This is a genomic window from Jeotgalibacillus sp. R-1-5s-1, from assembly GCF_004405105.1.
In the GTDB taxonomy this organism is placed as follows: domain Bacteria; phylum Bacillota; class Bacilli; order Bacillales; family Jeotgalibacillaceae; genus Jeotgalibacillus.
In genome coordinates this window covers 48,597-70,940 of record NZ_SORW01000005.1, presented here as the reverse complement: position 1 = coordinate 70,940, position 22,344 = coordinate 48,597, and the positions used below count along the sequence as shown (strand labels likewise).

Sequence of the window (22,344 nt, the reverse complement as noted above, 5' to 3'; positions counted from 1 at the left end):
CATCTGATCCACCTTCATTATACAAATAAAACATGTATAACAGAGGAACCAGAGAAAAATCTGGTTATCTATACTATACGAGCGTAGGGTGTGTCCGGTCCGTTTTTATATTACATCACAATTCTCTCCGGATTCGTATAGATATTAAAGGAGCGGCCTCTGATGAATCCGACGGTTGTGATCCCGAGTTCTTCGGCGAGTTCGATTGCGCGTTCGGTCGGGGCGGATTTTGACAGAACAATCTCACATCCGATCTTGGCTACCTTCAGCAGGATTTCAGAGGATAATCGGCCGCTGAATACAATAATTTTATCCTGCACTGACACATTATGCTTCAGGCAGTATCCATAGATTTTATCAAGAGCATTGTGACGGCCTATATCCATTCTTGATAACATCATTTCACCGTCCACATTGCACAGGGAAGCATTATGAACCCCCCCTGTTTTCTTAAAGACATCTGCTCCGTTTTGCATTTTCTCCATCAATTCAAAGCATAGCTCAGGCTGAATTTTTACTGTGATGCTGTCCATTTTTTTCGCAGCCATGGCATCACTGGCAAAAACAAATCCCTGTCTGCTTCCTCCGCAGCATGAAGTGATATATCGTTTATTTTGCAGATTTTTATATAGCGGGTTGAGTTTTTCTGATTCAATGTAAATAAAACCTGCTTTTTCATCGAGACGGACGGATGATAAGTCCCGCACTGACTTGATGATTCCCTCTGACGCCAGATATCCGACAGCCAGGTCTTCCATATATTCAGGTGAACAGACCATCGTGACAAATTCTTCGCCGTTCAGCTTGATCGTGAGTACCTGCTCAGTGGCGATCGTGTCCTCCTCCCAAACTGCGGAGCCTCCTGTAAAACGCAAAATTTTTCTTTTATATGTAATGTCTTTCATATGAATCACTCCTGACGAAATAAACATCCGGACATGGGTCCGGATGTTTATTAAACTATGAAACAATGAGTTGATCAGCTTTAATCATAAGATTAATAGAGTAGCGTGAAATAGGCTGTTTTAAAAAACGAAACCTCGTAAACACAGCTGATTTTTTCAGCTTGTCGCTTCAGCCGGCTGTGTATTTTCTTCACGGATTTTTTTGATATTTACACGGATCAGCAGGGAAACGACCAGTGCCACAACGAATGCACCAGTAAAAATATACATGGTCAGCGCATAGCTGTTTGTTGCTTCTTCAATCCGTGTTACAACACTTGGTCCAACAAGTCCAGCCGCTGCCCAGGCTGTCAGAATATAACCATGAATAGCACCAAGCTGCTTCGTTCCAAAAAGATCTCCGATATAGGCCGGAATAGAGGCAAATCCTCCGCCGTAACACGATAAAATAACAAAGATCAGAATTTGGAAGATGATCGCATTTGTAACGTTAGGCAGTAGAACAAACGCTGCTATTTGTAAGACGAAAAACGTCGTATAAACGTTGGGACGTCCGATATAATCTGATATGGAAGCCCATCCAAGGCGGCCAAATCCATTAAATAGTCCCATGATTCCAACCATTAACGCTGCTGCACCGGCGGTCATCCCTGCAATGTCCTGTGCCATCGGTGAGGCTACGGCAATGATCGCGATTCCACATGTTACATTGATAAACAGCATGATCCAGAGCGCCCAGAAACGGACAGTCTTAACCGCTTCGTTCGCCGTCAGCTGAGCCAGATCTCCTGTACTCTTATTATTCTCTTTTTCCTTCTTCTCTTCAAGCGTCATTCCCTTAGGAACGAAGTCTCTTGGTGGCGGCGCAAGATACAGCGATGAACTGAACATCAACACAAAATAAATGGCACCCAGTAAGAAAAATGTATTTGAAATGCCGATATTGCCAATCAGCATCTCAATCACCGGACTCGCTATTAATGAAGCGAATCCAAAGCCCATAATGGCAAGGCCGGTTGCAAGTCCACGCCGATCCGGGAACCATTTAACCAGTGTCGATACCGGAGTGATGTAACCAATCCCAAGACCTATTCCTCCTAATGCACCATAGAAGAAATACAATAAATAAAGGTTCCCGATACTGTCAGCAAAGCCTGCACCGATCATCCCAATCCCAAAACAGATCGTCGATACAATACCGGATTTTCTCGGACCGTGTTTTTCTACAAAATGACCCATAAACGCGGCAGCTAAACCAAGGAATAAGATTGCAATACTAAACGTCAAGGCAATGTCACTTGAGGACCATCCATGCTTTTCATTAAGCGGATTTGAAAATACACTCCATGAATACACGGACCCGATTGAAATATGAATGCCCACCGCTGCCATCGCAATCAGCCAGCGGTTTTTTAACTTTTTTTCTCCCATCCCTGTTCCTCCTCGATAAAAGTCATCCGGAGCCGGACTGACCCCGGATCGTAATGCTACGACTTCTTTTTAAACAACAATGAAATAGGAATTGCAGCCAGCAATAGACCTGCCGGGATTAACCAGCTGCCGCCGGAATCACCTGAAGCTTGCCGTGACGTACCGTTTTCTTTTTGCAGTGTGTGATATTCTTTTGTGAAAATATCATCAAACTGTTCACCATCTGTATGACCTTTTTGATGTTCGGGCTTTTGGGTTGTCCGTTCATATTCATCCTGATTGATTCCAAGACCTTTTAAAAATGCAGCTCCAACAGCCATGGCTCTTTTTACTTCAGGATCGTTTAATGATTTTAATAAAGTAACATACCCCTGCTGCTCTTTTTTCTCATCGAGCTCTGCAACCCGCGCAATACCAGCATTCACTTTTAAAATAAGTGGTTCGAGCTGCTGGACGTTAAGTGTTCCAAGCGTTCCGAGCATTAAAAGCAGATTTTTGATACTGTTGGCGGTTTCTTTGGAATCAGCTGTTTTCACGAGAATATCCATCACCTCATCCCCTTTAGCAAAAAGGGATTTTACCGTTTGAAGGATTTCGCGTTTTTGTAACTGTTCAAGCACGTCAAAAAGTTCGTGTACAGCGTCTTTATTGTCCAAAAGTCTTGTTTCAATCTCCTCCAGATCACGACGACGCTTTTCTTCAGGACTGACTTCCATCCGATGAATCACTTTGGTTGCTTTAGCCACGCTTAGACGCCTCCTTTCTTAATTTCACGAGGTCGCCAGGAAAGACATAGTCCTTCCTTGCCCACTTTTTGTCCACGCGGACACCCATCTGAGGCTGCGGATCTCCGTTTCGATGATTGATTCTCGGAAGCGGACTTTCTCCTTTAGCCTTAAGCACCTCAAGCTTCGCGCTAATTTCTTTATAAGCAGGTGTGTCTGTATCCTTATCCGCCTGTGAGCTTGTGAGGTAGTTGATGGCACCCTCACCTGCATCATTCATCGGCAGATACACCTCTTTCCCTTTCACACGATCCGTAACGAGACATTCCACTTTGACAGAACCATAAGGAGAGGTCAGTCTTACAAGCGTTCCATCCTCAAGTCCGCGCTCTGCAGCAAGTTCAGGTGATACTTCGAGAAAGGCTTTTGGCGTCTTGGAAGAAATACCTTTTGACTTATACGTCATATTCCCTTCATGGAAATGCTCCAGTAAACGTCCATTATTCACGTGAATGTCGTACTCTTTTTCAAACTCAAGCGGCTTTGTCCAATCGACCGGGAACAATCTTGCTTTGCCATCCGGGAACGGAAACTCGTCCAGGAATAACAGTGGTGAGTCTGTTCCATCAGCGGCGACCGGCCATTGAAGGCTGTTATAGCCCTCCAGACGTTCGTATGTTACACCTGCGTATAAAGGAGCTAGTGAAGCCGCCTCCGCCATAATTTCACTCGGATGTGTATAATGCCAATCAGCACCGAGACGATTGGCAATGTCCTGAATAATTTCCCAGTCAGGACGGGAATCTCCGAGCGGCTCAAGCGCCTGATACAAGCGCTGCACCCGACGTTCCGTATTCGTGAACGTACCCTCTTTTTCAAGACTCGGGCTCGCAGGCAGTACAACATCAGCAAATTCCGCTGTTTTGGAAAGGAAAATGTCCTGCACAACAAAGAAATCCAGTTTTTCAAAGGCTTCATGAACGTAATTAATATTGGAGTCCACGATTCCCATATCCTCACCTTTTAAATACATGACATTCAGCTTACCTTCATGAATTGCGTCAATCATCTCATGATTATTAAGACCTTTTTCAGCCGGTATTTTTGTGTTCCACGCTTTTTCATATTTTGCCCGAACCTCATCATCAGCCACTTTTTCATAACCCGGGAAACGGTCTGGCATACTGCCAAAATCACTCGCCCCCTGTACGTTGTTATGACCGCGAAGCGGATAGCTTCCCGCACCAGGCTTACCATAGTTCCCAGTGATCAGCAGCATATTTGAAATCGCAGTACTCGTGTCACTTCCGCCTGAGTGCTGCGTTACACCCATCGCCCATAACACAGCGGTCGTTTTGGCCTGATGAATTTCTTCTGCGATGTTAATCAGTGTATCTTTAGAGAGACCTGTTGCTTCCTCAGCGTATTCAAGCGTGAACTTTTGAATACTTTCGATATATTCATCTATCCCATTCACACGGTTATTCAGAAACTCCTGGTCAGCCCAGCCCTGGTCTACAATATACTTTGTAACGGCTGATAACCATACAAGATCTGATCCAGGTTTTGGCTGGAAAAAGAGATCAGCACGGTCAGCCATTTCATGACGGCGAATGTCAGAAACGATCAATCGCTGTCCATGAAGCTTGTGAGCACGTTTAACCCGGGTCGCCAGTACAGGATGAGATTCATCTGTATTAGAGCCTACAATGAGGACAAGACCAGCCTTTGCGATATCCGTAATTGATCCGGAGTCTCCTCCATGACCTACCGTTCTGAATAGACCCATTGTCGCTGGAGTCTGACAGTAACGGGAGCAGTTGTCCACGTTATTTGTCCCAATGACAGCACGTGCCAGCTTCTGCATGACATATGATTCTTCGTTGGTACATTTGGAAGAACTGATAAATGCCATGGAATCAGGGCCTTTTTTCTCGAGTGATTCTTTGAATTTCGAAGTGATCAGACTGAGCGCTTCCTCCCACTCCGCCTCGCGGAATGCATCACCTTCACGGATCAGAGGCTTCGTCAGACGTTCCTCACTGTTTACGTAATCCCAGCCGAATTTCCCTTTTACACAAGTTGAAATGCCGTTTGCCGGAGCGTCAACGGAAGGCTCAACTTTGAGAATTTTACGGTCCTTGGTCCAGATATCAAAGCTGCAGCCAACTCCGCAATACGTACAAACCGTTTTTGTTTTCTTAATCCGGTCTTCCCGCATAGCCGATTCCATATCAGAAATGGCCAGAATGGAGCCGTAACCGGTTTCAACATTTTTCGTCAGTTCAATCATCGGGCGCAGCGTTTTCTTTGCGATCCCCGTCAAAAATCCGGCCTCGCCCTCCATGCCTTTTTCCATCATGGCGTTACAAGGGCAGACAGTGGAGCAGTGTCCGCATGATACGCAGGATGACTCATTGATTTTAGAATTTTTGTCCCAGATAACACGCGGCTTTTTTAGTGTCCAGTCAATTGTAAGTGTTTCCGTTACCTGGACATCCTGACAGGCTTCAACACATCTTCCGCACAGGATGCACTGATCAGGATCATAGCGGTAAAATGGATTCGAATCATCAATTTCATATGGCTTTTGTTCAAAAGGCATACTTTGATGATTGACCTTCATTTCCTTGACTGTGTTATGTACTTCGCAGGTGCCGTTATTGTAATCACAGACTGTACAGTACAGCTCATGATTTTTCAGGATTCTATCCATTCCGATTACCTGGGCTTCTTTAACATCTGCTGATACTCCGTCTATCACATCGCCGGACTTCAGTTTGGTTGAGCAGGATCTGACAAATTCCCCGTTTACTTTCACAATACACGTATCACAAGTTTCAATTGCCCCAAGGCTCGGATGGTAACAGACGGACGGAACCTCCGTCTGATGATCCTCGAGTACCTGCATAGCAGATAAATTAGCATCAATAACTGCGGGTTTTCCGTTGATCGTTACGTTGATCTGTTCTGACACATTTCTCTCCCCCTGTACAATTTTTATAATTTTCAGTTTTTCGCACCTGTCATTTATTACCCTATCAGATAATGGGTGAAACTAGAAATAGTGAAAAAGTTTGAATTTGAGATTGTTTGGTAGCGAAATAGTTTGGATGGCTGATTAATGTACATGTTATGAGAGTTGTTTAATAACAGTGTTAAGTGGTCAAATGAAGCAAAAGAGTTGCTAAATAACCTCTAAAAGTTGTCAAATAACCGCCAAGAGTGGTCAAATAACTGCAAGCTCGCAATTTCCAAAGTGGCGAGATGTCGCATCGACAGAAGTCAGGACTGTTGGAACAGAAAGCAGGCGGCTAACGACAAATCTGCCAACTCTATTAACATCTTCCAGCAGTCTATTAACAGTTCCAAGCGCGTAATGAATCCTATCAACAGAAACCACGGCTCTATCGACATCATTTATGCAATTAACGACAAAAGCTCCCTGGCTATCAACAATTTCACCCTTCATCAATCAACCGGCACCCATAAGAAAAACCGCCCCAGTCAGGACGGTTTTATCTTGTGAGTTCCCAGGCAAGGTGCCCGATCTCCGGCAATATGAGTTTTTCCATGGCAAGTTTGACTGCGCCGCTTGATCCAGGTGTGGAGAAAACGACGGTTTTATTGGCGGTTCCTGCGCATGCTCTTGAGAGAATAGCGGCAGATCCGATGTCTTCTGTGTAGCTGAGGTAGCGGAAGATTTCTCCAAAGCCGGGGAGTTCTTTTTCAAGCAGCGGTTTGACTACTTCAATGGTCACATCTCTCGGTGCTACGCCTGTTCCTCCATTAATAAGAATCGCTTCCACTTTTTCATCCTTCAGCCCGGACTGAATGGCTCTCTCAATCAGAATCCGTTCGTCCGTTACGATTTCGTAATGGATGATCTGGTGGCCTTCCTTTTTCAGGAGATCAATCATCAGTCTGCCGCTTTTATCGGTTTCCTCCGTCCGTGTGTCGCTTACAGTAATGACCTTACAGGCGACTGACTTGGAGGATTTTTTCCTATGTTCACTTAACATGCTCTAAACTCCTTTACCCGCCGATATAGGACATCTCAATTTTCGGTCGGTTTTTAGCGGTTTCTTCCGTTCGTTCATCAGAATAACGATCAGCACGTCTGGCCCAGATCCCTGCGACTTCTTCTCTTAACTGTTCATGTGATTTCGTTTGAACTGCTTCTTTCAGATCGTAGCCTTCTGTTGCGAATAAGCAGGTGTAGAGCTTCCCATCAGCTGACAGCCTGGCCCTTGTGCAGCTTGAGCAGAATGAGTCAGATACGGAAGAAATCACACCGACTTCATTTTCTTCATCCGTGTAGCGATACCGGTTGGCTACTTCCCCGAAATAGTCAGGGTCCACCGGCTCTAAATCAAATTCCTGCTGAAGCAGTCCGATGATTTCTTTTTTAGTGACAACGGAGGACATTTTCCAGCCATTTGTGTTGCCGACGTCCATAAATTCAATGAAACGGAGCGTGATCCCTTTTTTCTTAAAAAACCGCGCCATCGGCAGGATTTGATCATCATTCACTCCCTTTTGCACGACCATATTAATTTTCACTTCGAGTCCTGCTTCAAGTGCTGCATCAATCCCTTTAATAACCGGCTTTGTGCTGACATTACGTCCGTTCATTTTTTTGAAAACATCCTCTTCAATCGCGTCCATACTGATATTCACTCGCTGAAGACCCGCTTGCTTCAGTTTTTTCGCCTGTTTGGGAAGCAGCATCGCGTTTGTGGTCAGGGCAATATCTTTGATCCCTTCAATTCGGTTCAGCTTCTCAATTAGCTCATGAAGGTCCTTCCGTAAAAGGGGTTCTCCACCTGTCAGCCGAACTTTTTCCACACCAAGCTCGCTCATCGCACTGACCAGTTTTTCGATCTCATTAAAGGTCAGATAATGCTCCTTCGGCATAAAAGCAAAGTCAGGCCCAAACAAGTCGGCCGGCATACAATAACCACAGCGGAAGTTACATTGATCCGTGACGGATATCCGGATATCGTGCAGCGGTCTGTTATAAGTATCTTTAATCGGCTCCATTGTCTCCCTCCTTTCCTAAAGAAGTGCTTTTTTGTATTAAGTCGTGATAGGTTTTTTGATCATTTACATTCAAAAAAACGTCCTTTGATACACCGAGTTCCTGATCCGTCACTGCTTTCCAGGGAATCTCGTTTAAAAACCCTGTCATACGATAATCTCCCTGTTGAAGCTGCTTTTCGATATACGGCAGGCATCCTTTTAAATAGAGTGCTGAAAGGGGCTGTAGAACACCATCGACTTCCGGAACCACAGCCATTACACCTTCTTCAAACTGGTTAAGCAATAAGGAAACAGCCGTTTCCGTAAATAGCGGTAAATCACACGGCAGAACAAGATAAGCGTCTCCGTCTGTCTGTTTCATCATGGCATATAAGCCTCCGAGCGGTCCGCATCCTTTGTAAGGGGGCAGGTCTTTTATTAGCTCGAGATCTATTTCCCCAAACATCTCTTCCTGTTCATCTCTGATTGATAACAACACCTTCTCTGTATGAGGTGTCAGCGCATCCACTGCTCTTTTATAAAAGGGAGATCCATCAAACTCGGCAAAAGCTTTTGGTTTCCCAAAACGGACTGATTTACCGCCAGCCATTACCGCTCCAATGATGATCATCCGCCGCTGACCGGCGGAATGAGCGCGACCGTGTCATATTCCGTGATCTTATCTTCCGGAAATGCATATTCTTCATTGACTGCAACGAGGATAGTTTCTGTCTTTACTTCATATTTTTCCTGTAAGACCTGCAGCAGCTGTTGCACGGTCAGCTCCTTGTATTCAAGCGTGATCCGATCCTGTCCCAGCTGTTCTTTTAAGTGGGCAAAACAATTTACTGTAATCAATGGATTTCCTCCTTCGATGGTGTTCCCGGATGTTTTTCAAGCTGATCACCAATCCACTCTTCCCCATCCTCCCATTTTTCTTTTTTCCAGATGGGTACAATCTCTTTGATCCGCTCAATTGCGTATTCATTTGCTTCATAGGCATCTTTTCTGTGCGGTGTGGACACGGCGATCACAACCGCAATATCAGATATGCCCAGCGTACCTGTCCGGTGTGTGATGGCGGTCACTGCATCCGGCCAGCGTTCCTTGATTTCATCACCTATCCGCTTCAGTTGCTTTTCTGCCATTTTGGCATAGGCTTCGTATGTAAGCTGAAGGGTTCGTCGCCCCTTCGTAAATTCTCGTACGGTTCCTGTAAAGGTCACAACTGCCCCAGCTTCAGGACGAATCACTTTCTTTGACACTTCTTCGATTGAAATTGAATCTTCCGTTACGATAAACAAGCGCTCTCCTCCTTTAACCAGTTTAAAAACCACTTTATATATCCCGACTGATCTTCGAATAATAGATTTGGCAAAGTTAATCCGGTCAATGGCGCTGCTGATATGACCAATTGAACATTTGTGCACGTATCTATCAATGAGAGATCCCGGGCATCCCTGATCACAGCGATTTTTGGGAAATGCTCTTTTTTATATCCTTCTATTAAAATAACATGAATCGGCAGTTTTCTGTAAAAATCAAGAAGCGACTCCAGTGATAACACACCTGAAACAGATTGCAGAACGACTGCACCTTCCCCTTCTACAGTACTTACGGAGGCACCCGCTTCCAAATGTACACGGCTGTCTTTACCGGAAGGCTGTTCAGGTAAGCCGCCATGCCCGTGATGCTTGATTGTCCCGGTTAAAATACCTTTGGATTCAGCAGCTTTAATCAGCTGTTTCATCACTGTCGTTTTTCCGCTGTCCTGATAGCCGATGACCTGAAGAACGGGTATCACCACGGCCACTCACTTCCATGTCCCGATTCAAGTAACACAATTCTCACTGAATCACCCGACTGATACCCTCTTGTTCCGCCCGGCAGCATAATCAGGCAATCTGTTGAAGCAAGAGAACTGACCGCGCTGGATTTATCAAAGCCTGAAGGACTCGTATAAAGCTGTCCATTCTTAATCTCAACCTTTCCTCTCACGAATCTTGTGAAGGGATTTGGCTTTGTAAAATCAGTGCTTAATATGGCATCTTCAATCGTGTGATGAGGCTTACTGCTGCCCATCATAGTCATAATGACAGGCCTTGTAAGAAGCTCAAAGCCTACATAACAGGCGGAAGGATTTCCTGATAATCCGAACAGATACTTTCCGTCTCCATAAGCCACTGTGGTCACGCTTCCAGGCCGCATAGCAATTTTATTGAATAAAACGTCCGCTCCGAGACGCTTATACACCTCAGGTAAGAAATCAAAGTCGCCGACGGATACACCACCTGTCGTGATTAAAACATCCACCTCACTTAACGATTTCTTAACGGCTTCAAAGCATTCATCCGGGTCATCAGTCAGCTTTCCAAGCAGTCGCGGTTCGGCTCCTGCGCGTTCCACCTGAGCTGCTGCCATTAGCGCATTACTGTTGCGGATTTTACCCGGTTCAAGCGGCTCATGTACTTCAAGCAGCTCTGATCCCGTTGCAAGAATACCTACAACCGGTCTGACACCGACTGAGATATACTCATATCCAAATGTGGCTAAAAGAGCAATGATCCCTGGATTCATGACCGTTCCCTTTTGAACAAGCGTTGCTCCATGAGCAATATCTTCTCCTTTAAATGAAACGTCTTGTCCTGGTGAAAATGAGCGTTTAATAGACATTTTACCGGGCTCTGGCTCTGTTGTGAGCTCAAGCATGACAATCGCATCGCATTCCTCCGGCAGCATGGCCCCAGTCATAATTCTCGCTGCTTCATACGGTCCTACCGGCTTGGATTGCACCGAACCTGCACCGATCGTTTCTGTTACAGTGAAGGTCACGGGTTGATCTCTGGTTGCCTCCACTGAATCCTCTGAACGGATCGCAAATCCATCGTATGGCGAGCGGTCAAACGGAGGTACAGGGTGGGTAGCCGTAACGTCTTCTGCCAGTATCCTCCCATTTGCCTGTTCAATATGTATACGTTCTGTCTTCATATCTATCGACTGATTCATGACTTTCCGAATCGCTTCACTGACCGGAATCGGTTTTCTTTTCTCAACCAAACTCTTCCTCTCCTTTCTTTCCCAGCGTGCTACAATATGATTACTTAAGATAATTGGGGTGATTTGAATGAAAGAATTTACACATTTTAATGATCAGGGTCGCGCCAAAATGGTGGATATCTCTGATAAACAGGAAACGGTACGTACAGCGACTGCGCGCTCGAGCGTCATCGTGAACGAGGATATTTATCAGCAGATTCATTATGGAACGAATAAAAAAGGTGATGTACTCGCTGTTGCCCAAATCGCAGGCATTATGGGTGCCAAGCAGACATCCACACTCATTCCAATGTGTCATCCACTTTCATTGAGCGGTATTGACCTGTCATTTGAATGGGATCTGTCTTCAAGACTTGAGCTGATCATCACTGCTTCAGTCAAAACAAAAGGCAGTACCGGCGTTGAAATGGAAGCCCTGACAGCCGCCTCCACAGCCGCACTAACGATTTATGATATGTGTAAGGCTGCAGACAAAGGAATCATTATTGGCCCCACCTACCTGTATGAAAAAACCGGCGGGAAAAATGGCGATTACCTTCGTCGTGACATTCCCGGCACTAAAATCGACTGAATGTCCCATTATGTTTAAAAGATCCCCGCTTTATCCAACAGCGGGGATCTTTTTGTTTTCCCTTCCTTTTTCCTCACAAACCGTATCAGCTGAAAATGCGGTGATACGTTTTTTTCGCCTCTGAAATATCATTTGTTCCGTGAACGAGTACACGTCCATCTTTAAACACAACCATTCTATACGGATCCAGATTGACACTGATCAAAAAAGAATTGTACTGTACAGGCAATCCCTGTGTAGAAAAAATAGTATGCAAATCGCCCAAATCGATGGCCTTTTTCTCCGCCGGCCGGATCTGAACCGTATCTCTTCCGCATAACACAGCTGTTTTCATTGTATGTTCAGGTGTCAGATAAGGATAGGTCGGATTCTCTCCGCATGAAGGACATTTCTCTTTCTTTAATTTTGATACGCCAATTGCCTGATACTGATTCTCCCAGACATCAAACGTAACGATTTTTCCACTCAGAGCATCCATATTGCCACTTAAAATCTTCAGGGCATCCGCTACCTGGTGAGAAGTGACCATGGTAACAGCAGGACTGATAATGCCTGCTGTATCACACGTCTGTCCATTTTGCGGCATTGTCTCCCACACACACTGAAAGCACGGCGTAACACCCGGTACAATGGTAAATGACATCCCGTAGCTGCCTACACATGCCCCGTAAATCCAGGGTATAGAAAGTTTTTGAGACACATCATTCATGACCAGCCGCGTCTCATAATTATCCGTTGCATCCATCATCAAATCACTGTTTTTTGCAAGCTTCAGCAGATCCTGATACGTTAAATCCGCCACAATCGCATCAATATCAATCAGACTGTTCACCTGTTCAAGACGATACTTTGCCGCAATTGCCTTTGGCAGCTTTTTGCGAGCATCCTCTTCATTATAAAGCTGCTGTCTCTGCAGATTGCTGACCTCCACATAATCCCGGTCCACAATCGTCAGCTTGCCAACACCGGCCCGTGCCAGCGCTTCAGCAGCACCTGTTCCAAGTGCTCCGGCCCCGATAATCAGCACATGCTTTTTCTGAATCTCTTCCTGTCCCCCGGCGCCAATCGGTGTAAATAACTCCTGCCTTGAATATCTGTTCTGATGCACACGATCCGCCCCCTCATCTCCTAAAATTCTATGTAAAAGCTGAAAATTTAGTTTTTTATAAAGATAGCAGTAAATGAGTGGAAGAACAAGGGATGAGCGTTGAAACACTTAAACAAATTAGCTATGAAACTATACCTTTTCACATTTCATACAAATCCCGAAAAGCAAATATCAACTACAATCGCAGAGCATATCCAAAACAATCATTAAAAGACTTCTCAAAAATAATGGGTTTTCATTTAGACAATCCGCTTTTTCATAATAATTGTTTATTCATCCTTTAAAAGGGAAAGACATTCAACTATAACAATCTTAGGAGGTTTTACCATGAGTATTGAAAATAGAGTTGAGCAGGAAGCGCGTAATATTGCACCTGAAAAGAAAGAGGAAATCCTTCAAAACTTTGAGCATTTTAAAAACTATCTTGGTGATCAGGTTGCCAAGGGGGAAAAGCTCGGTTTAAGTGAAGAAAGTCTGGCTAAGGGTGCTGAGAAAATAGGGGATTACCTGGCTAAAAACGAAGAGCCAAGAAACCGTGAAGAGAAGCTTTTACAGGAATTGTGGAAGCTTGGTGATAAAGAGCAGCGCCATCAATTAGCTCATTTGCTGGTGAGACTTGCACAATCGACTAACTAAAAACAGAAGCCCAAAGCATTCAAAACGCTTTGGGCTTTTATTATTTTTAACGTGCTGAAAAATCAGGAAACGGATCCTCTAATGTTGACCAGTCAGATGCAAGCTCCTCTTCTGTCAGTAGACATGCATCAAGTTCCGCAATGATCTCATCTTTTTTCAGATCAATTCCGATAAAAACGAGCTCATTGATACGGTCCCCCCATTGAGCATGCCATCTCTGCTTCAATTCAGGCTCTTCAGCAAGGGCTGCCCGCTGCTCCTCCTCAGACATTGATGCCACCCAGCTGCCCGCTGACTGAAGCTGAATCGACTTCCCAGCCTGTGACACGAGTCCTGCTGTGTGCTGCTTCGTCGCGAGCCAGAAGAAGCCTTTTGAACGGACAATTTCTTCCGGGAGTTCACTCAGCCACTCATAAAAACGTGCCGGGTGAAAAGGGTGCTGTCTTTTATATAGAAAAGAAGTGATTCCATATTCCTCTGTCTCCGGAATATGCTCTTCGTTTAATTCCTTAATCCAACCTGCAGAATGACTTGATTTTTCAAAATCAAATCGGTGTGTATTTAAAATATCAGCTGCTTCTATCTGACCGTAGCTTGCCGGAATGATTCTTGCGTCAGGATTTAACGTTGCCAGTAATGTGTTGATTTTTGATGCTGTTTCTTCTGATACAGCATCCATCTTGTTCAGAATGATCACATCTGCAAATTCCACCTGATCAATCAGCAGGTCCGAAACATCGCGCTCATCATTCACATCATCCGTCTGCTTTCGGTCAAGCAGTGTTTCCCCACTCTCCAGATCATCAGCAAAACGCATGGCATCCACAACCGTCACCATCGTATCCAGACGGCAGTGCTGTGATAAATCAATACCAGTTTCCTCATCTTCATAAACAAACGTCTGTGCAACAGGGATCGGCTCTGAAATACCCGTGGATTCAATTAATATATAATCAATGTCCCCTTTTTCAGCCAGCCGCTTTACTTCAATCATTAAATCCTCACGCAGCGTGCAGCAAATACAGCCATTCTGCATTTCAACCAGTGTTTCATCCGTTCTTGAGAAATAACCTTTTTTCAGCTGACCACCGTCAATGTTAATTTCACTCATATCGTTTACAATGACAGCCGCCTTCAATTCTTGTTTTGAATGCAGTATATGATTGAGAAGCGTCGTCTTCCCCGCTCCAAGGTAGCCACTCAGGACTGTTACAGGTATTGTCATGAAAATCCTCCTAATAAATCGTAATGATTTCGTTTTAAATAATAGTATAAACTTCAGCGGATGTCACGTTAAACTTTACCCATTTTGTTTTGTTAAGTTTTTGTAAACATAAGCTTTTTCAGTACACAAACGAAACATTCCCTGATAGAATCCACTATAGATTTTCGTTATCGGTTTCCGATATCGAATGACGAGGAGGGTCTTTCATTGGAAGATAAAGTGTTGCGTAAACTGTTTCTTGGTTTTATCCAGATCCATATCCTCCATCACGCTTCTGAACACCCCATTTACGGTGCATGGATGACGGAGGAATTAAGGGAACATGGTTACTCCATCAGTGCCGGTACCCTGTATCCGATTCTCCACTCAATGGAAACAGACGGTTTACTGATCAAGGAGGAACGAAATGTGGATGGCCATATCCGAAAGTATTACACTGCTTCCGAAAAAGGTGTCGCCGTTCTGAAAGAAGCACGCAGCAAAGCTTACGAGCTGTTTAAAGAAATCAAAGATTAGAAGGGAGATTATGATGGAACAAAAAAGAGGATCACTGTTAGAAATTTTAATGGTGTCAATGAGGCTTGGTTTCACATCATTTGGCGGCCCGATTGCACACCTTGGATATTTCCGTGATGAATACGTTCAGCGCAGAAAATGGATGGATGATAAAACGTACGCGGATCTCGTTGCGCTGAGCCAGTTCCTGCCTGGACCTGCCAGCAGTCAGGTTGGGATCGGGATTGGTGTCATGCGGGGAGGCCTATTAGGTGGATTGGTTTCCTTTATTGGGTTTACAATGCCCTCTGTTATTGCACTGATCATTTTTGCTATGATTGTCAATGTCTTTGACGTAACAAACTCAGGCTGGTTACAAGGGTTAAAAATTGTGGCAGTAGCGGTTGTTGCTCACGCAATTATGGGAATGGCTAAAAACCTGACGCCGGACCTTCAGCGAAAAGCCCTCGCATTATTAGCTTTATCGGTTACGCTGTTATGGCAGACAACAGTCAGTCAGGTAGCGGTTATTCTGATTGCAGGACTTGCAGGATTTTTATTATTTAAAGGGGACACGTCAGAGGAAAACCCGACATTCAAGTTTCCGGTTTCCAAGAAGCTTGGCGCTGTTTTCCTGACACTGTTTTTCGCTTTATTAATTATTTTGCCGATTGCAAGAGAATTCACATCCGCGAACTGGATTGCGATGTTTGACAGCTTTTACCGATCTGGTTCACTCGTATTTGGAGGCGGACACGTCGTTCTTCCTCTATTAGAAAGAGAGTTCGTACCAACCGGATGGCTGACTGAAGAACAGTTCCTTGCCGGTTATGGAGCAGCTCAGGCCGTTCCTGGTCCACTGTTCACGTTTGCTGCTTACATTGGAGCCTTCATTGGCGGATGGCAGGGCGGACTGCTGGCAACTGCCGCAATCTTTCTTCCGGCCTTCCTTCTGATTCTCGGTGCTCTTCCATTCTGGAATGCACTGCGTCAGAATCCTAAGATGAAAGCAGCGTTTATGGGCGTCAATGCAGCTGTTGTCGGTATATTGATTTCAGCTTTTTATTTCCCAATCTGGACCAGCTCTATTATTGAGCCGATTCATTTTGTGCTCGCTGCTTTTCTTTTCAGCATGCTTGTATTCTGGAAGCTGCCGCCATGGGTTGTTGTACTGTCAGGCGCTCTTGCCGGACTGATTTTTCTATAATGTAAAAAGAACACGCCGGAATTTCATATTCCAGCGTGTTCTTTAATGTTCATGTCCATCATCATGCGTCTCAGCTTCATTAGCAGTCTGATAAATGACTTCTTCGTTCCATGTCTCTCCACCGTCTGAAGAAAAAGCAGCATCTCCAGCTCCTGTAACAGCAAAAATCTCCTCCGGTTTATCCGGGTTTACAGCGAGATACATCACTGCCTCATCTAGAAAATCAATGCTGCCGATCTCCTGCTGATCTTTTTTCACAAGGTTTCCTTCAACCGTATATAAACCGTCTTCTGTGAAATAAGCTGCAGTGGTTCCCTGACTGTTATCGAGCAATGTAACGGTCTTACCACTGTCAGTTGACTGAAAGAGTCCTTTATCTGTCATAAGCACTAATTCTTCTTTATTAGAAGGGTGGGCTGCAAATCCGAACAGACTTTCAGCTTCGAGTCCCTGAAGCTCCATCGGAATCCAGCTGTCACCTTCATCGTCTGTATAATAAAATCCTGCATCAAGCTCACTGTTTCCTTCCATCAGACCGGTATAGAGCCGTTTTCCCTCCCGGCTGGCAGCCATATAATGATAGTCTGTCTCACCTGAAAAAACGAGCTGTTCCATAGATTCGCCCTGGTCCAGACTTTTAACCAGACCCAGTGGATTCTCCAGGTCAGTAGAAGGATCAGGATGACCACTCGCATAAAAACCGTCCCCGAAAGACGTAAATCCCATATAATCGTGATTATTTGAAGTTGAATGTAACCATTGATCCCCATCGCGCTTAAATAAGCCATAATGTGTAGCGACAATCAGTTCTCCTTCAACAAAGTCCATCCCATGAACATGGTGAGCGCCTGTCTGTTCATCAACCGGTTCATAAAACGAGCTACTTTCTTCAGTAGAGCATCCTGCAGCCATGATCACAGCAGCCAGAATCGTCAGGCCGCTTTTCACTTTTTTCATATCATTTACCCCCAGCACGTATTTCTTTCTCTTTTTTCTCATAAATGCATTCTCAAGTCAAAGTCTAAATCGTGAATATTACATAACTGTCCACGAATCGTCATGCAAAAAAACATCATCATCAAAAAAGTTTTTATTTTTGTGATCCTTTTTTGAAATCGTTCCGTTTCTCTATTTGAATGGCTCAACAGAAGATGAAAAAAAGACCTTTTTTAGAAAAATAAATCTTTTTTCAAAAAAAGTGATCCAACTCTTACTTCTTCCCGTTAGCCTGAACAGAACCAATACTTTTAAAAGAAAAAGGAGAGATTACACATGAAATTGAAGAAGAGTATGTTAGCTGTGCCATTAAGTTTTGCTTTACTTATGCCAACCGCCGCATTTGCACACGATCACGGTGAAGGCTCCGACCACGCTGAGTCAGGTATGGAAGCGAGCACAGCTACACCAGCTGCTGAACTTCGTATCACGCTTGACACTGCATTAACTGAGCACGCATTCCTTGCAATCGAAGCAATGAGAAAAGGAATTGACGGAGCTGAAGATTTCGATCAAGCTGCTGCTGCACTGACAGCTAACTCTGATGACATCGCTGCTGCAGTATCTTCTGTATACGGTGAAGATAACGGAGCTGCTTTCCTTGAAATCTGGAACTCTCACATTGGATACTTCGTTGATTACGTAACAGCAACTGCTGAAGATAATCAGGAAGGGAAAGACGCTGCACTTGCAGAGCTTGAAGAGTACAAAGTAGAACAGGCTGCATTCTTTGCAACAGCAACTGAAGACCGCCTGCCGGCTCCTGCACTTGAAGAAGGACTTCAAATGCATATTGATCAGTTACTACAAGTGTTCGATGCTTATGTAGCTGGTGATTTCGAAACAGCTTACACAGGTGAGCGTGAAGCGATTCACCACATGAGCATGTTTGCTGAGCAGCTATCTGTAGCAATCGCTGACCAGTTCCCGGATCAGTTTGAAGGAACAAACCCTGATACACCTGCAGTTGATCTTCGTGCTCAACTAAACTATGTATTCACTGAGCACGCTGGACTTGCTGCTATGGCGATGCAGGATGGCGCTGACGGAGCTGAAAGCTTTGACCAGGCTGCTGCTGCATTAACTGCTAACGCTGACGACCTGACTGCTGCTGTATCTTCTGTATACGGTGAAGAAGCTGGAGCTCAGTTCTCTGAGATCTGGAACTCTCATATTGGATACTTCGTTGATTATGTAGTTGCTACTGGTGAAGGTAATACGGAAGGACAGGAAGCTGCTAAAGCTGAACTCGATGAGTATATCGTAGAACAGGCTGCATTCCTTGACGCAGCAACTGAAAGCCGCGTACCTGCTGATGCACTTGAAGAAGGATTAACAGCACACGTTGGTCAACTTCTCACAGCATTTGACTCTTATGTAGCTGGTGATTATGAAACAGCTTACAGCTCAATCCGTGAAGCATGGGCTCACATGACAATGCCTGCTGCTGGACTATCAGCTGCAATCGTAGACCAGTTCCCGGATCAGTTCGGTGGCGGTGAAATGCCTGCTGAAATGCCAAACACAGGTTTTGGTGGCACAGCATCATCTGAACTTCCATACGTATGGATCCTTGCAGGACTACTGCTTGCTGCGATCACAACAACAGTTGCACTTCGCACTCGCAAACAGTCTTAATAGACTAAACAAGTGAAGCCGATTCCCTCAGGGGAGTCGGTTTTTTTTTATGTTTTTTGAGGTTATGCGCGCGGTTTTGATGGAGGGCCGGATAGGTCAAATGGTACTGAACTCATGAATTCATCCCCCAACCTCACGAATTACGCGCGCCAACTCACAAAAGCTCTTGGGGAACTGACGAATTCATGCCGGATCCTCACGAATTATCAGGACAAACTCACGAAGTTTTCCAACCCCTTTGTTTGTCCAGCGCGCGGTTTTGATGGAGGGCCGGATAGGTCAAATGGTACTGAACTCACGAACTCATCCCCCAACCTCACGAATTACGCGCGCTAACTCACAAAAGCACTTGGGATACTGACGAATTCATGCCGTATCCTCACGAATTAGCCGCACAACCTTACGTTATAAAGCATAAAAAACAGGATAAGCATCAGATGCCTATCCCGCTTTATTTTGATTACTGACGTCCAACATCTCCCGGAATATCTCCTTTAGGAGAAGCGTCTACTGTTTTTTGGCTTTCTTTTGATAGTTGAACAACATTGCTGTCATGTTGATCTCCTGTAGAAACGCTGCCTTTTACTTCAGACCCGGCATCAGCAACCTGTGATCCGATATCTTTCGCATCCTCCGTTACTTCTTTAGCCGTTTCAACGATTTCTGAAGCACTTTCACGGATTGATTCGATTTGAGGTACGACCTCTTCATTTACTTTTTCATATAGCGTCTGGGCTTCATTCATAGCGCTTTTCAGCGTGCTTACAGCGGATTTAAAACGTTCTGTTACATCGTTTTTGAATTCACCCGGATTTTCCTTTACATTCCGGACAAAACCGCCTGTTGATGATCCGAGATTTTTGCTGCCGGAAATGACCTTTTGGCGTGTTGAGTTGTCCAGCAGGGCAATCGCTGCGCCAACTGCTGCACCTACTACTACACCAAGAAGTAATTTACTGCTGTCATTATTGTTTGAATAATTATTCTGCGTCATATGAAAAGCCTCCTCGTTTTATCTAGTATGAAGGTTACCCTCATGACGTTTTTTTAAACCTTTATACCGACTCCTGAAGTCTTGCAAAAACCAGCCAGGTTCCCATTTTCGTCTGGTTCAGTCCTACTCCCACATAGCCTGAAGCAAAAAAGTCCTTTTGTCTTGAGAGCTTGTCAGTACGGATAAAAATGTAAGAATCTTTATCGATAAACAGCTTTTGCTTTAAAGGCATATAAAAAATGTACCTAGGCCGATCACCGTACTTTACTTTTACATCAAGCACAAACATCCCCTGCCTGAATTTATCCTTTATACTTGGAATGTTACCCGGAGAAACGGTACAGCAAAGGTGTTCAAAGTAAGATGTAGAAAACTTCATCTCCTGCATGATCACTTTTCCGAGAATACCCTGAAGGCCATTCCCCCGAAAATCAGGATCAACAAGTGAAATTTCCTGATGGACCACCTTCATTTGTTCTTCGTAGGAAAGCTCGAGATCCCGGCCCAGATTTTCTTCATCATCTCCTGGATACAACAGGACACGCACAGCGATTATTTTCCCTTCTACTGAAGCAGCAATCACGATGCCCCCGCCATCAAACACGTAATGAATTTCTTCATCTGTCAGCGGTTGCAGAGTTGCCGGATCCTCAAGTGTTTCCACAATACCTGCCTGAAACGTTTTAAATTCTTTTATTTGATCAGGATGAACTCTGTCAACAGTATACGAAACCTTCTGTTGATCAGATCGGCGTTCAGCCTCCCCCTGGTATAAATGCATAAAACGATCCCCTTTACTCAACGATTAAGTTACATGATAATTAATGTAAGTTTAACATGAAAATTTCAAAGAGGTGAATGTTTTGAAGGTGATTGCTTTATCTGATACACATATGCCGCGAATGGCGAAGCACCTCCCCCTTCCACTTGTAAAAGAATTAGAAGATGCAGATCTTATTCTGCACGCAGGTGACTGGAATACAAAAGCCGTTTTTGACGAACTGTCATCCTATGCGCCGGTGCATGGAGTAACCGGAAATACCGATGGCAGAGAGATCATGGAGCTGCTTCCCGACAAAACAATCGTGGAGGCGGGAAATAAAAAAGTAGGTCTCGTCCACGGACATGGAAAAGGACAAACGACCGAAAAGCGTGCGCTTCAGGCATTTGAACATGAAGATGTGGATCTGATTCTGTTCGGTCATTCTCATATCCCTGTTTTGCGAGATGACCAGAGACCCATCTTACTTAATCCCGGTTCAGCTACAGATAAAAGAAGGCAGCCGCACTATTCATTTGCAGTCATCACGATTCAGGAAGCAATCAGTGTGGAACTTGTTTTTTATAAAGAAAAATAGGAGGAGATCGAATGAATACAGTCGTTATTGCGCAAAACCTTGAAGAAGAGCTGGTTGAGAAAGTAAAACAAACGTTTAATGGGTGGAACATCATTACCGGAAAAGATGAAGAGCAGTGGGGACCATACATAAAAGAAGCAACGATCATTGCCGGCTGGAAAAATGCGATGACACCTTATCTGCAAGAAGCTCACTCCTTAAAATGGGTTCAGTCCTGGAGTGCAGGGGTCGATAAACATCCTCTGGACGAGTTCCAGAAGCGGGATATTATATTGACGAGCGCCAACGGTGTCCATGCTTACCCGATTTCTGAGACTATCTTCTCACTCATGCTCGGCTGGACAAGGAAAATCAACGCTTACACACGGCAGCAACAATCAAAAACCTGGCATCACGCCGGGCTGTCTCTTGAACTGCACGGTAAAACAGTTGGACTACTCGGTGCCGGTGCCATTGGAAAAGAAACAGCAAAAATCGCAAAAGCATTTGGGATGACGGTAAAAGGATTCAGAAGAAGCGGAGAAAACGAAGAATATTTTGATGAAATGTATACAGTCGACAATCTGTTAGAGATTCTCCCTGAGTGCGATTATGTAGTGATTACGCTGCCTTTGACTGATGAGACGAATCAGCTGTTTACGTCCGCTCATTTTTCAAAAATGAAGGAAAGCAGTTTTCTTGTTAACATTGGACGGGGTGAGATCATTGATGAATCTGCTCTTACTCGTGCCCTTCAAACAGGCGAAATTGCCGGAGCGGGTCTGGATGTCTTTGAAAAAGAACCTCTGCCGGAGGATAGTCCTTTATGGGAGATGGAGAATGTGATGATTACGCCTCATACGGCTGGTTCGACGGAGCATTATAACAAAAGGGTGATTGAGGATATTTTTCTGAAGAATGCGGAATCGTTTTTAGATCAGCAGTTGTTGCCTGTTAATTTAGTGGATTATGATAAGGGCTATTAAAATAACCGTGC

24 protein-coding genes are annotated in these 22,344 nt (G+C 44.6%); 7 read left to right on the top strand and 17 right to left on the bottom strand.

The genetic code is table 11. From position 1 onward, the window contains the following. Nucleotides 1–110 precede the first annotated feature (110 nt). From fdhD to E2491_RS03520, 12 genes are all read right to left on the bottom strand, one after another. A complete protein-coding gene (gene fdhD, locus E2491_RS03575; protein ID WP_134372764.1) occupies nucleotides 111–905 on the bottom strand; it encodes a formate dehydrogenase accessory sulfurtransferase FdhD in 795 nt (264 codons plus the stop codon). A gap of 156 nt (nucleotides 906–1,061) precedes the next feature. Then, nucleotides 1,062–2,336 (bottom strand): L-lactate MFS transporter, encoded by a 1,275-nt coding sequence (locus E2491_RS03570; protein WP_134372761.1) that lies wholly within the window; start codon nucleotides 2,334–2,336, stop codon nucleotides 1,062–1,064. Between the two features lie 56 nt (nucleotides 2,337–2,392). After that, nucleotides 2,393–3,082 (bottom strand): helical membrane plugin domain-containing protein, encoded by a 690-nt coding sequence (locus E2491_RS03565; RefSeq protein ID WP_134372758.1) that lies wholly within the window; start codon nucleotides 3,080–3,082, stop codon nucleotides 2,393–2,395. After that, nucleotides 3,075–6,038, bottom strand: coding sequence for a formate dehydrogenase subunit alpha (fdhF, locus tag E2491_RS03560; RefSeq protein ID WP_244093872.1), 2,964 nt, complete (start codon nucleotides 6,036–6,038; stop codon nucleotides 3,075–3,077). Before fdhF ends, E2491_RS03565 begins: the two co-directional genes overlap by 8 nt. A 252-nt stretch (nucleotides 6,039–6,290) precedes the next feature. Then, nucleotides 6,291–6,536 carry a hypothetical protein gene (locus E2491_RS03555; protein ID WP_134372752.1) on the bottom strand — a complete coding sequence of 82 codons (246 nt, stop codon included), beginning with the start codon at nucleotides 6,534–6,536 and terminating at the stop codon, nucleotides 6,291–6,293. A 43-nt stretch (nucleotides 6,537–6,579) separates the two neighbouring features. Beyond that, nucleotides 6,580–7,083, bottom strand: coding sequence for a MogA/MoaB family molybdenum cofactor biosynthesis protein (locus E2491_RS03550; protein ID WP_134372749.1), 504 nt, complete (start codon nucleotides 7,081–7,083; stop codon nucleotides 6,580–6,582). Between the two features lie 13 nt (nucleotides 7,084–7,096). Further along, nucleotides 7,097–8,104 (bottom strand): GTP 3',8-cyclase MoaA, encoded by a 1,008-nt coding sequence (gene moaA / locus E2491_RS03545; protein WP_134372746.1) that lies wholly within the window; start codon nucleotides 8,102–8,104, stop codon nucleotides 7,097–7,099. After that, the gene (gene mobA, locus E2491_RS03540; RefSeq protein ID WP_134372743.1) at nucleotides 8,091–8,714 is read right to left on the bottom strand and encodes a molybdenum cofactor guanylyltransferase; all 624 of its coding nucleotides are present in this window, start codon (nucleotides 8,712–8,714) and stop codon (nucleotides 8,091–8,093) included. Before mobA ends, moaA begins: the two co-directional genes overlap by 14 nt. Beyond that, nucleotides 8,711–8,941, bottom strand: coding sequence for a molybdopterin converting factor subunit 1 (moaD, locus tag E2491_RS03535; protein WP_134372740.1), 231 nt, complete (start codon nucleotides 8,939–8,941; stop codon nucleotides 8,711–8,713). Before moaD ends, mobA begins: the two co-directional genes overlap by 4 nt. Continuing rightward, nucleotides 8,938–9,387 (bottom strand): molybdenum cofactor biosynthesis protein MoaE, encoded by a 450-nt coding sequence (locus E2491_RS03530; RefSeq protein ID WP_208528030.1) that lies wholly within the window; start codon nucleotides 9,385–9,387, stop codon nucleotides 8,938–8,940. Before E2491_RS03530 ends, moaD begins: the two co-directional genes overlap by 4 nt. Continuing rightward, nucleotides 9,375–9,890 (bottom strand): molybdopterin-guanine dinucleotide biosynthesis protein B, encoded by a 516-nt coding sequence (mobB, locus tag E2491_RS03525; RefSeq protein ID WP_134372737.1) that lies wholly within the window; start codon nucleotides 9,888–9,890, stop codon nucleotides 9,375–9,377. The genes E2491_RS03530 and mobB overlap by 13 nt, the downstream gene beginning before the upstream one ends. Next, the gene (locus tag E2491_RS03520; protein ID WP_134372734.1) at nucleotides 9,884–11,140 is read right to left on the bottom strand and encodes a molybdopterin molybdotransferase MoeA; all 1,257 of its coding nucleotides are present in this window, start codon (nucleotides 11,138–11,140) and stop codon (nucleotides 9,884–9,886) included. Before E2491_RS03520 ends, mobB begins: the two co-directional genes overlap by 7 nt. A gap of 67 nt (nucleotides 11,141–11,207) precedes the next feature. Here E2491_RS03520 and moaC point away from each other — a divergent pair, with 67 nt between their 5' ends. Further along, nucleotides 11,208–11,711 (top strand): cyclic pyranopterin monophosphate synthase MoaC, encoded by a 504-nt coding sequence (gene moaC, locus E2491_RS03515; protein ID WP_134372731.1) that lies wholly within the window; start codon nucleotides 11,208–11,210, stop codon nucleotides 11,709–11,711. An 85-nt stretch (nucleotides 11,712–11,796) separates the two neighbouring features. Here moaC and E2491_RS03510 read toward each other — a convergent pair whose 3' ends face one another. Next, nucleotides 11,797–12,819 carry a MoeB/ThiF family adenylyltransferase gene (locus E2491_RS03510; RefSeq protein ID WP_134372728.1) on the bottom strand — a complete coding sequence of 341 codons (1,023 nt, stop codon included), beginning with the start codon at nucleotides 12,817–12,819 and terminating at the stop codon, nucleotides 11,797–11,799. A 327-nt stretch (nucleotides 12,820–13,146) separates the two neighbouring features. On the opposite strand from E2491_RS03510, the gene E2491_RS03505 reads away from it, so the two are divergent. Next, a complete protein-coding gene (locus E2491_RS03505; RefSeq protein ID WP_134372725.1) occupies nucleotides 13,147–13,455 on the top strand; it encodes a DUF3243 domain-containing protein in 309 nt (102 codons plus the stop codon). Nucleotides 13,456–13,501: 46 nt separating this feature from the next. Here the strand turns inward: E2491_RS03505 and E2491_RS03500 are convergent, their stop codons facing one another. Next, a complete protein-coding gene (locus E2491_RS03500; RefSeq protein ID WP_208528029.1) occupies nucleotides 13,502–14,680 on the bottom strand; it encodes a GTP-binding protein in 1,179 nt (392 codons plus the stop codon). A gap of 207 nt (nucleotides 14,681–14,887) precedes the next feature. Here E2491_RS03500 and E2491_RS03495 point away from each other — a divergent pair, with 207 nt between their 5' ends. Both E2491_RS03495 and E2491_RS03490 read left to right on the top strand, forming a co-directional pair. Beyond that, nucleotides 14,888–15,196 (top strand): PadR family transcriptional regulator, encoded by a 309-nt coding sequence (locus E2491_RS03495; RefSeq protein ID WP_134372720.1) that lies wholly within the window; start codon nucleotides 14,888–14,890, stop codon nucleotides 15,194–15,196. Nucleotides 15,197–15,209: 13 nt separating this feature from the next. Then, on the top strand, nucleotides 15,210–16,382 hold the full coding sequence (locus tag E2491_RS03490; protein ID WP_134372788.1) for a chromate transporter: 1,173 nt from the start codon (nucleotides 15,210–15,212) through the stop codon (nucleotides 16,380–16,382). A gap of 42 nt (nucleotides 16,383–16,424) precedes the next feature. On the opposite strand, the gene E2491_RS03485 is transcribed toward E2491_RS03490, so the two are convergent. Beyond that, nucleotides 16,425–17,339 carry a F510_1955 family glycosylhydrolase gene (locus E2491_RS03485; RefSeq protein WP_134372717.1) on the bottom strand — a complete coding sequence of 305 codons (915 nt, stop codon included), beginning with the start codon at nucleotides 17,337–17,339 and terminating at the stop codon, nucleotides 16,425–16,427. Between the two features lie 315 nt (nucleotides 17,340–17,654). Here E2491_RS03485 and E2491_RS03480 point away from each other — a divergent pair, with 315 nt between their 5' ends. After that, the gene (locus tag E2491_RS03480; RefSeq protein ID WP_134372714.1) at nucleotides 17,655–19,016 is read left to right on the top strand and encodes a copper amine oxidase; all 1,362 of its coding nucleotides are present in this window, start codon (nucleotides 17,655–17,657) and stop codon (nucleotides 19,014–19,016) included. 460 nt (nucleotides 19,017–19,476) lie between these two features. Here the strand turns inward: E2491_RS03480 and E2491_RS03475 are convergent, their stop codons facing one another. After that, entirely contained in the window at nucleotides 19,477–20,010 is a 534-nt protein-coding gene (locus E2491_RS03475) for a YtxH domain-containing protein (RefSeq protein WP_134372712.1), read from the bottom strand. A 61-nt stretch (nucleotides 20,011–20,071) separates the two neighbouring features. Then, the gene (locus tag E2491_RS03470) at nucleotides 20,072–20,791 is read right to left on the bottom strand and encodes a GNAT family N-acetyltransferase (protein ID WP_134372709.1); all 720 of its coding nucleotides are present in this window, start codon (nucleotides 20,789–20,791) and stop codon (nucleotides 20,072–20,074) included. An 88-nt stretch (nucleotides 20,792–20,879) separates the two neighbouring features. Here E2491_RS03470 and E2491_RS03465 point away from each other — a divergent pair, with 88 nt between their 5' ends. Both E2491_RS03465 and E2491_RS03460 read left to right on the top strand, forming a co-directional pair. Further along, nucleotides 20,880–21,368, top strand: a complete 489-nt coding sequence (locus E2491_RS03465) for a metallophosphoesterase family protein (RefSeq protein WP_371414450.1) — start codon at nucleotides 20,880–20,882, stop codon at nucleotides 21,366–21,368. 11 nt (nucleotides 21,369–21,379) lie between these two features. After that, complete coding sequence (locus E2491_RS03460) at nucleotides 21,380–22,333, top strand: D-2-hydroxyacid dehydrogenase (protein ID WP_134372703.1); 954 nt, start codon at nucleotides 21,380–21,382, stop codon at nucleotides 22,331–22,333. Nucleotides 22,334–22,344: the final 11 nt, after the last annotated feature.

What these genes read in the sequence shown, in the direction of transcription:
- fdhD (WP_134372764.1), bottom strand. Translation starts at nt 905, where the DNA reads ATGAAAGACATTACATATAAAAGAAAAATTTTGCGTTTTACAGGAGGC.
- E2491_RS03570 (WP_134372761.1), bottom strand. Translation starts at nt 2,336, where the DNA reads ATGGGAGAAAAAAAGTTAAAAAACCGCTGGCTGATTGCGATGGCAGCG.
- E2491_RS03550 (WP_134372749.1), bottom strand. Translation starts at nt 7,083, where the DNA reads ATGTTAAGTGAACATAGGAAAAAATCCTCCAAGTCAGTCGCCTGTAAG.
- moaA (WP_134372746.1), bottom strand. Translation starts at nt 8,104, where the DNA reads ATGGAGCCGATTAAAGATACTTATAACAGACCGCTGCACGATATCCGG.
- mobA (WP_134372743.1), bottom strand. Translation starts at nt 8,714, where the DNA reads ATGATCATCATTGGAGCGGTAATGGCTGGCGGTAAATCAGTCCGTTTT.
- moaC (WP_134372731.1), top strand. Translation starts at nt 11,208, where the DNA reads ATGAAAGAATTTACACATTTTAATGATCAGGGTCGCGCCAAAATGGTG.
- E2491_RS03505 (WP_134372725.1), top strand. Translation starts at nt 13,147, where the DNA reads ATGAGTATTGAAAATAGAGTTGAGCAGGAAGCGCGTAATATTGCACCT.
- E2491_RS03500 (WP_208528029.1), bottom strand. Translation starts at nt 14,680, where the DNA reads ATGACAATACCTGTAACAGTCCTGAGTGGCTACCTTGGAGCGGGGAAG.
- E2491_RS03490 (WP_134372788.1), top strand. Translation starts at nt 15,210, where the DNA reads ATGGAACAAAAAAGAGGATCACTGTTAGAAATTTTAATGGTGTCAATG.
- E2491_RS03485 (WP_134372717.1), bottom strand. Translation starts at nt 17,339, where the DNA reads ATGAAAAAAGTGAAAAGCGGCCTGACGATTCTGGCTGCTGTGATCATG.
- E2491_RS03480 (WP_134372714.1), top strand. Translation starts at nt 17,655, where the DNA reads ATGAAATTGAAGAAGAGTATGTTAGCTGTGCCATTAAGTTTTGCTTTA.
- E2491_RS03475 (WP_134372712.1), bottom strand. Translation starts at nt 20,010, where the DNA reads ATGACGCAGAATAATTATTCAAACAATAATGACAGCAGTAAATTACTT.
- E2491_RS03470 (WP_134372709.1), bottom strand. Translation starts at nt 20,791, where the DNA reads ATGCATTTATACCAGGGGGAGGCTGAACGCCGATCTGATCAACAGAAG.
- E2491_RS03460 (WP_134372703.1), top strand. Translation starts at nt 21,380, where the DNA reads ATGAATACAGTCGTTATTGCGCAAAACCTTGAAGAAGAGCTGGTTGAG.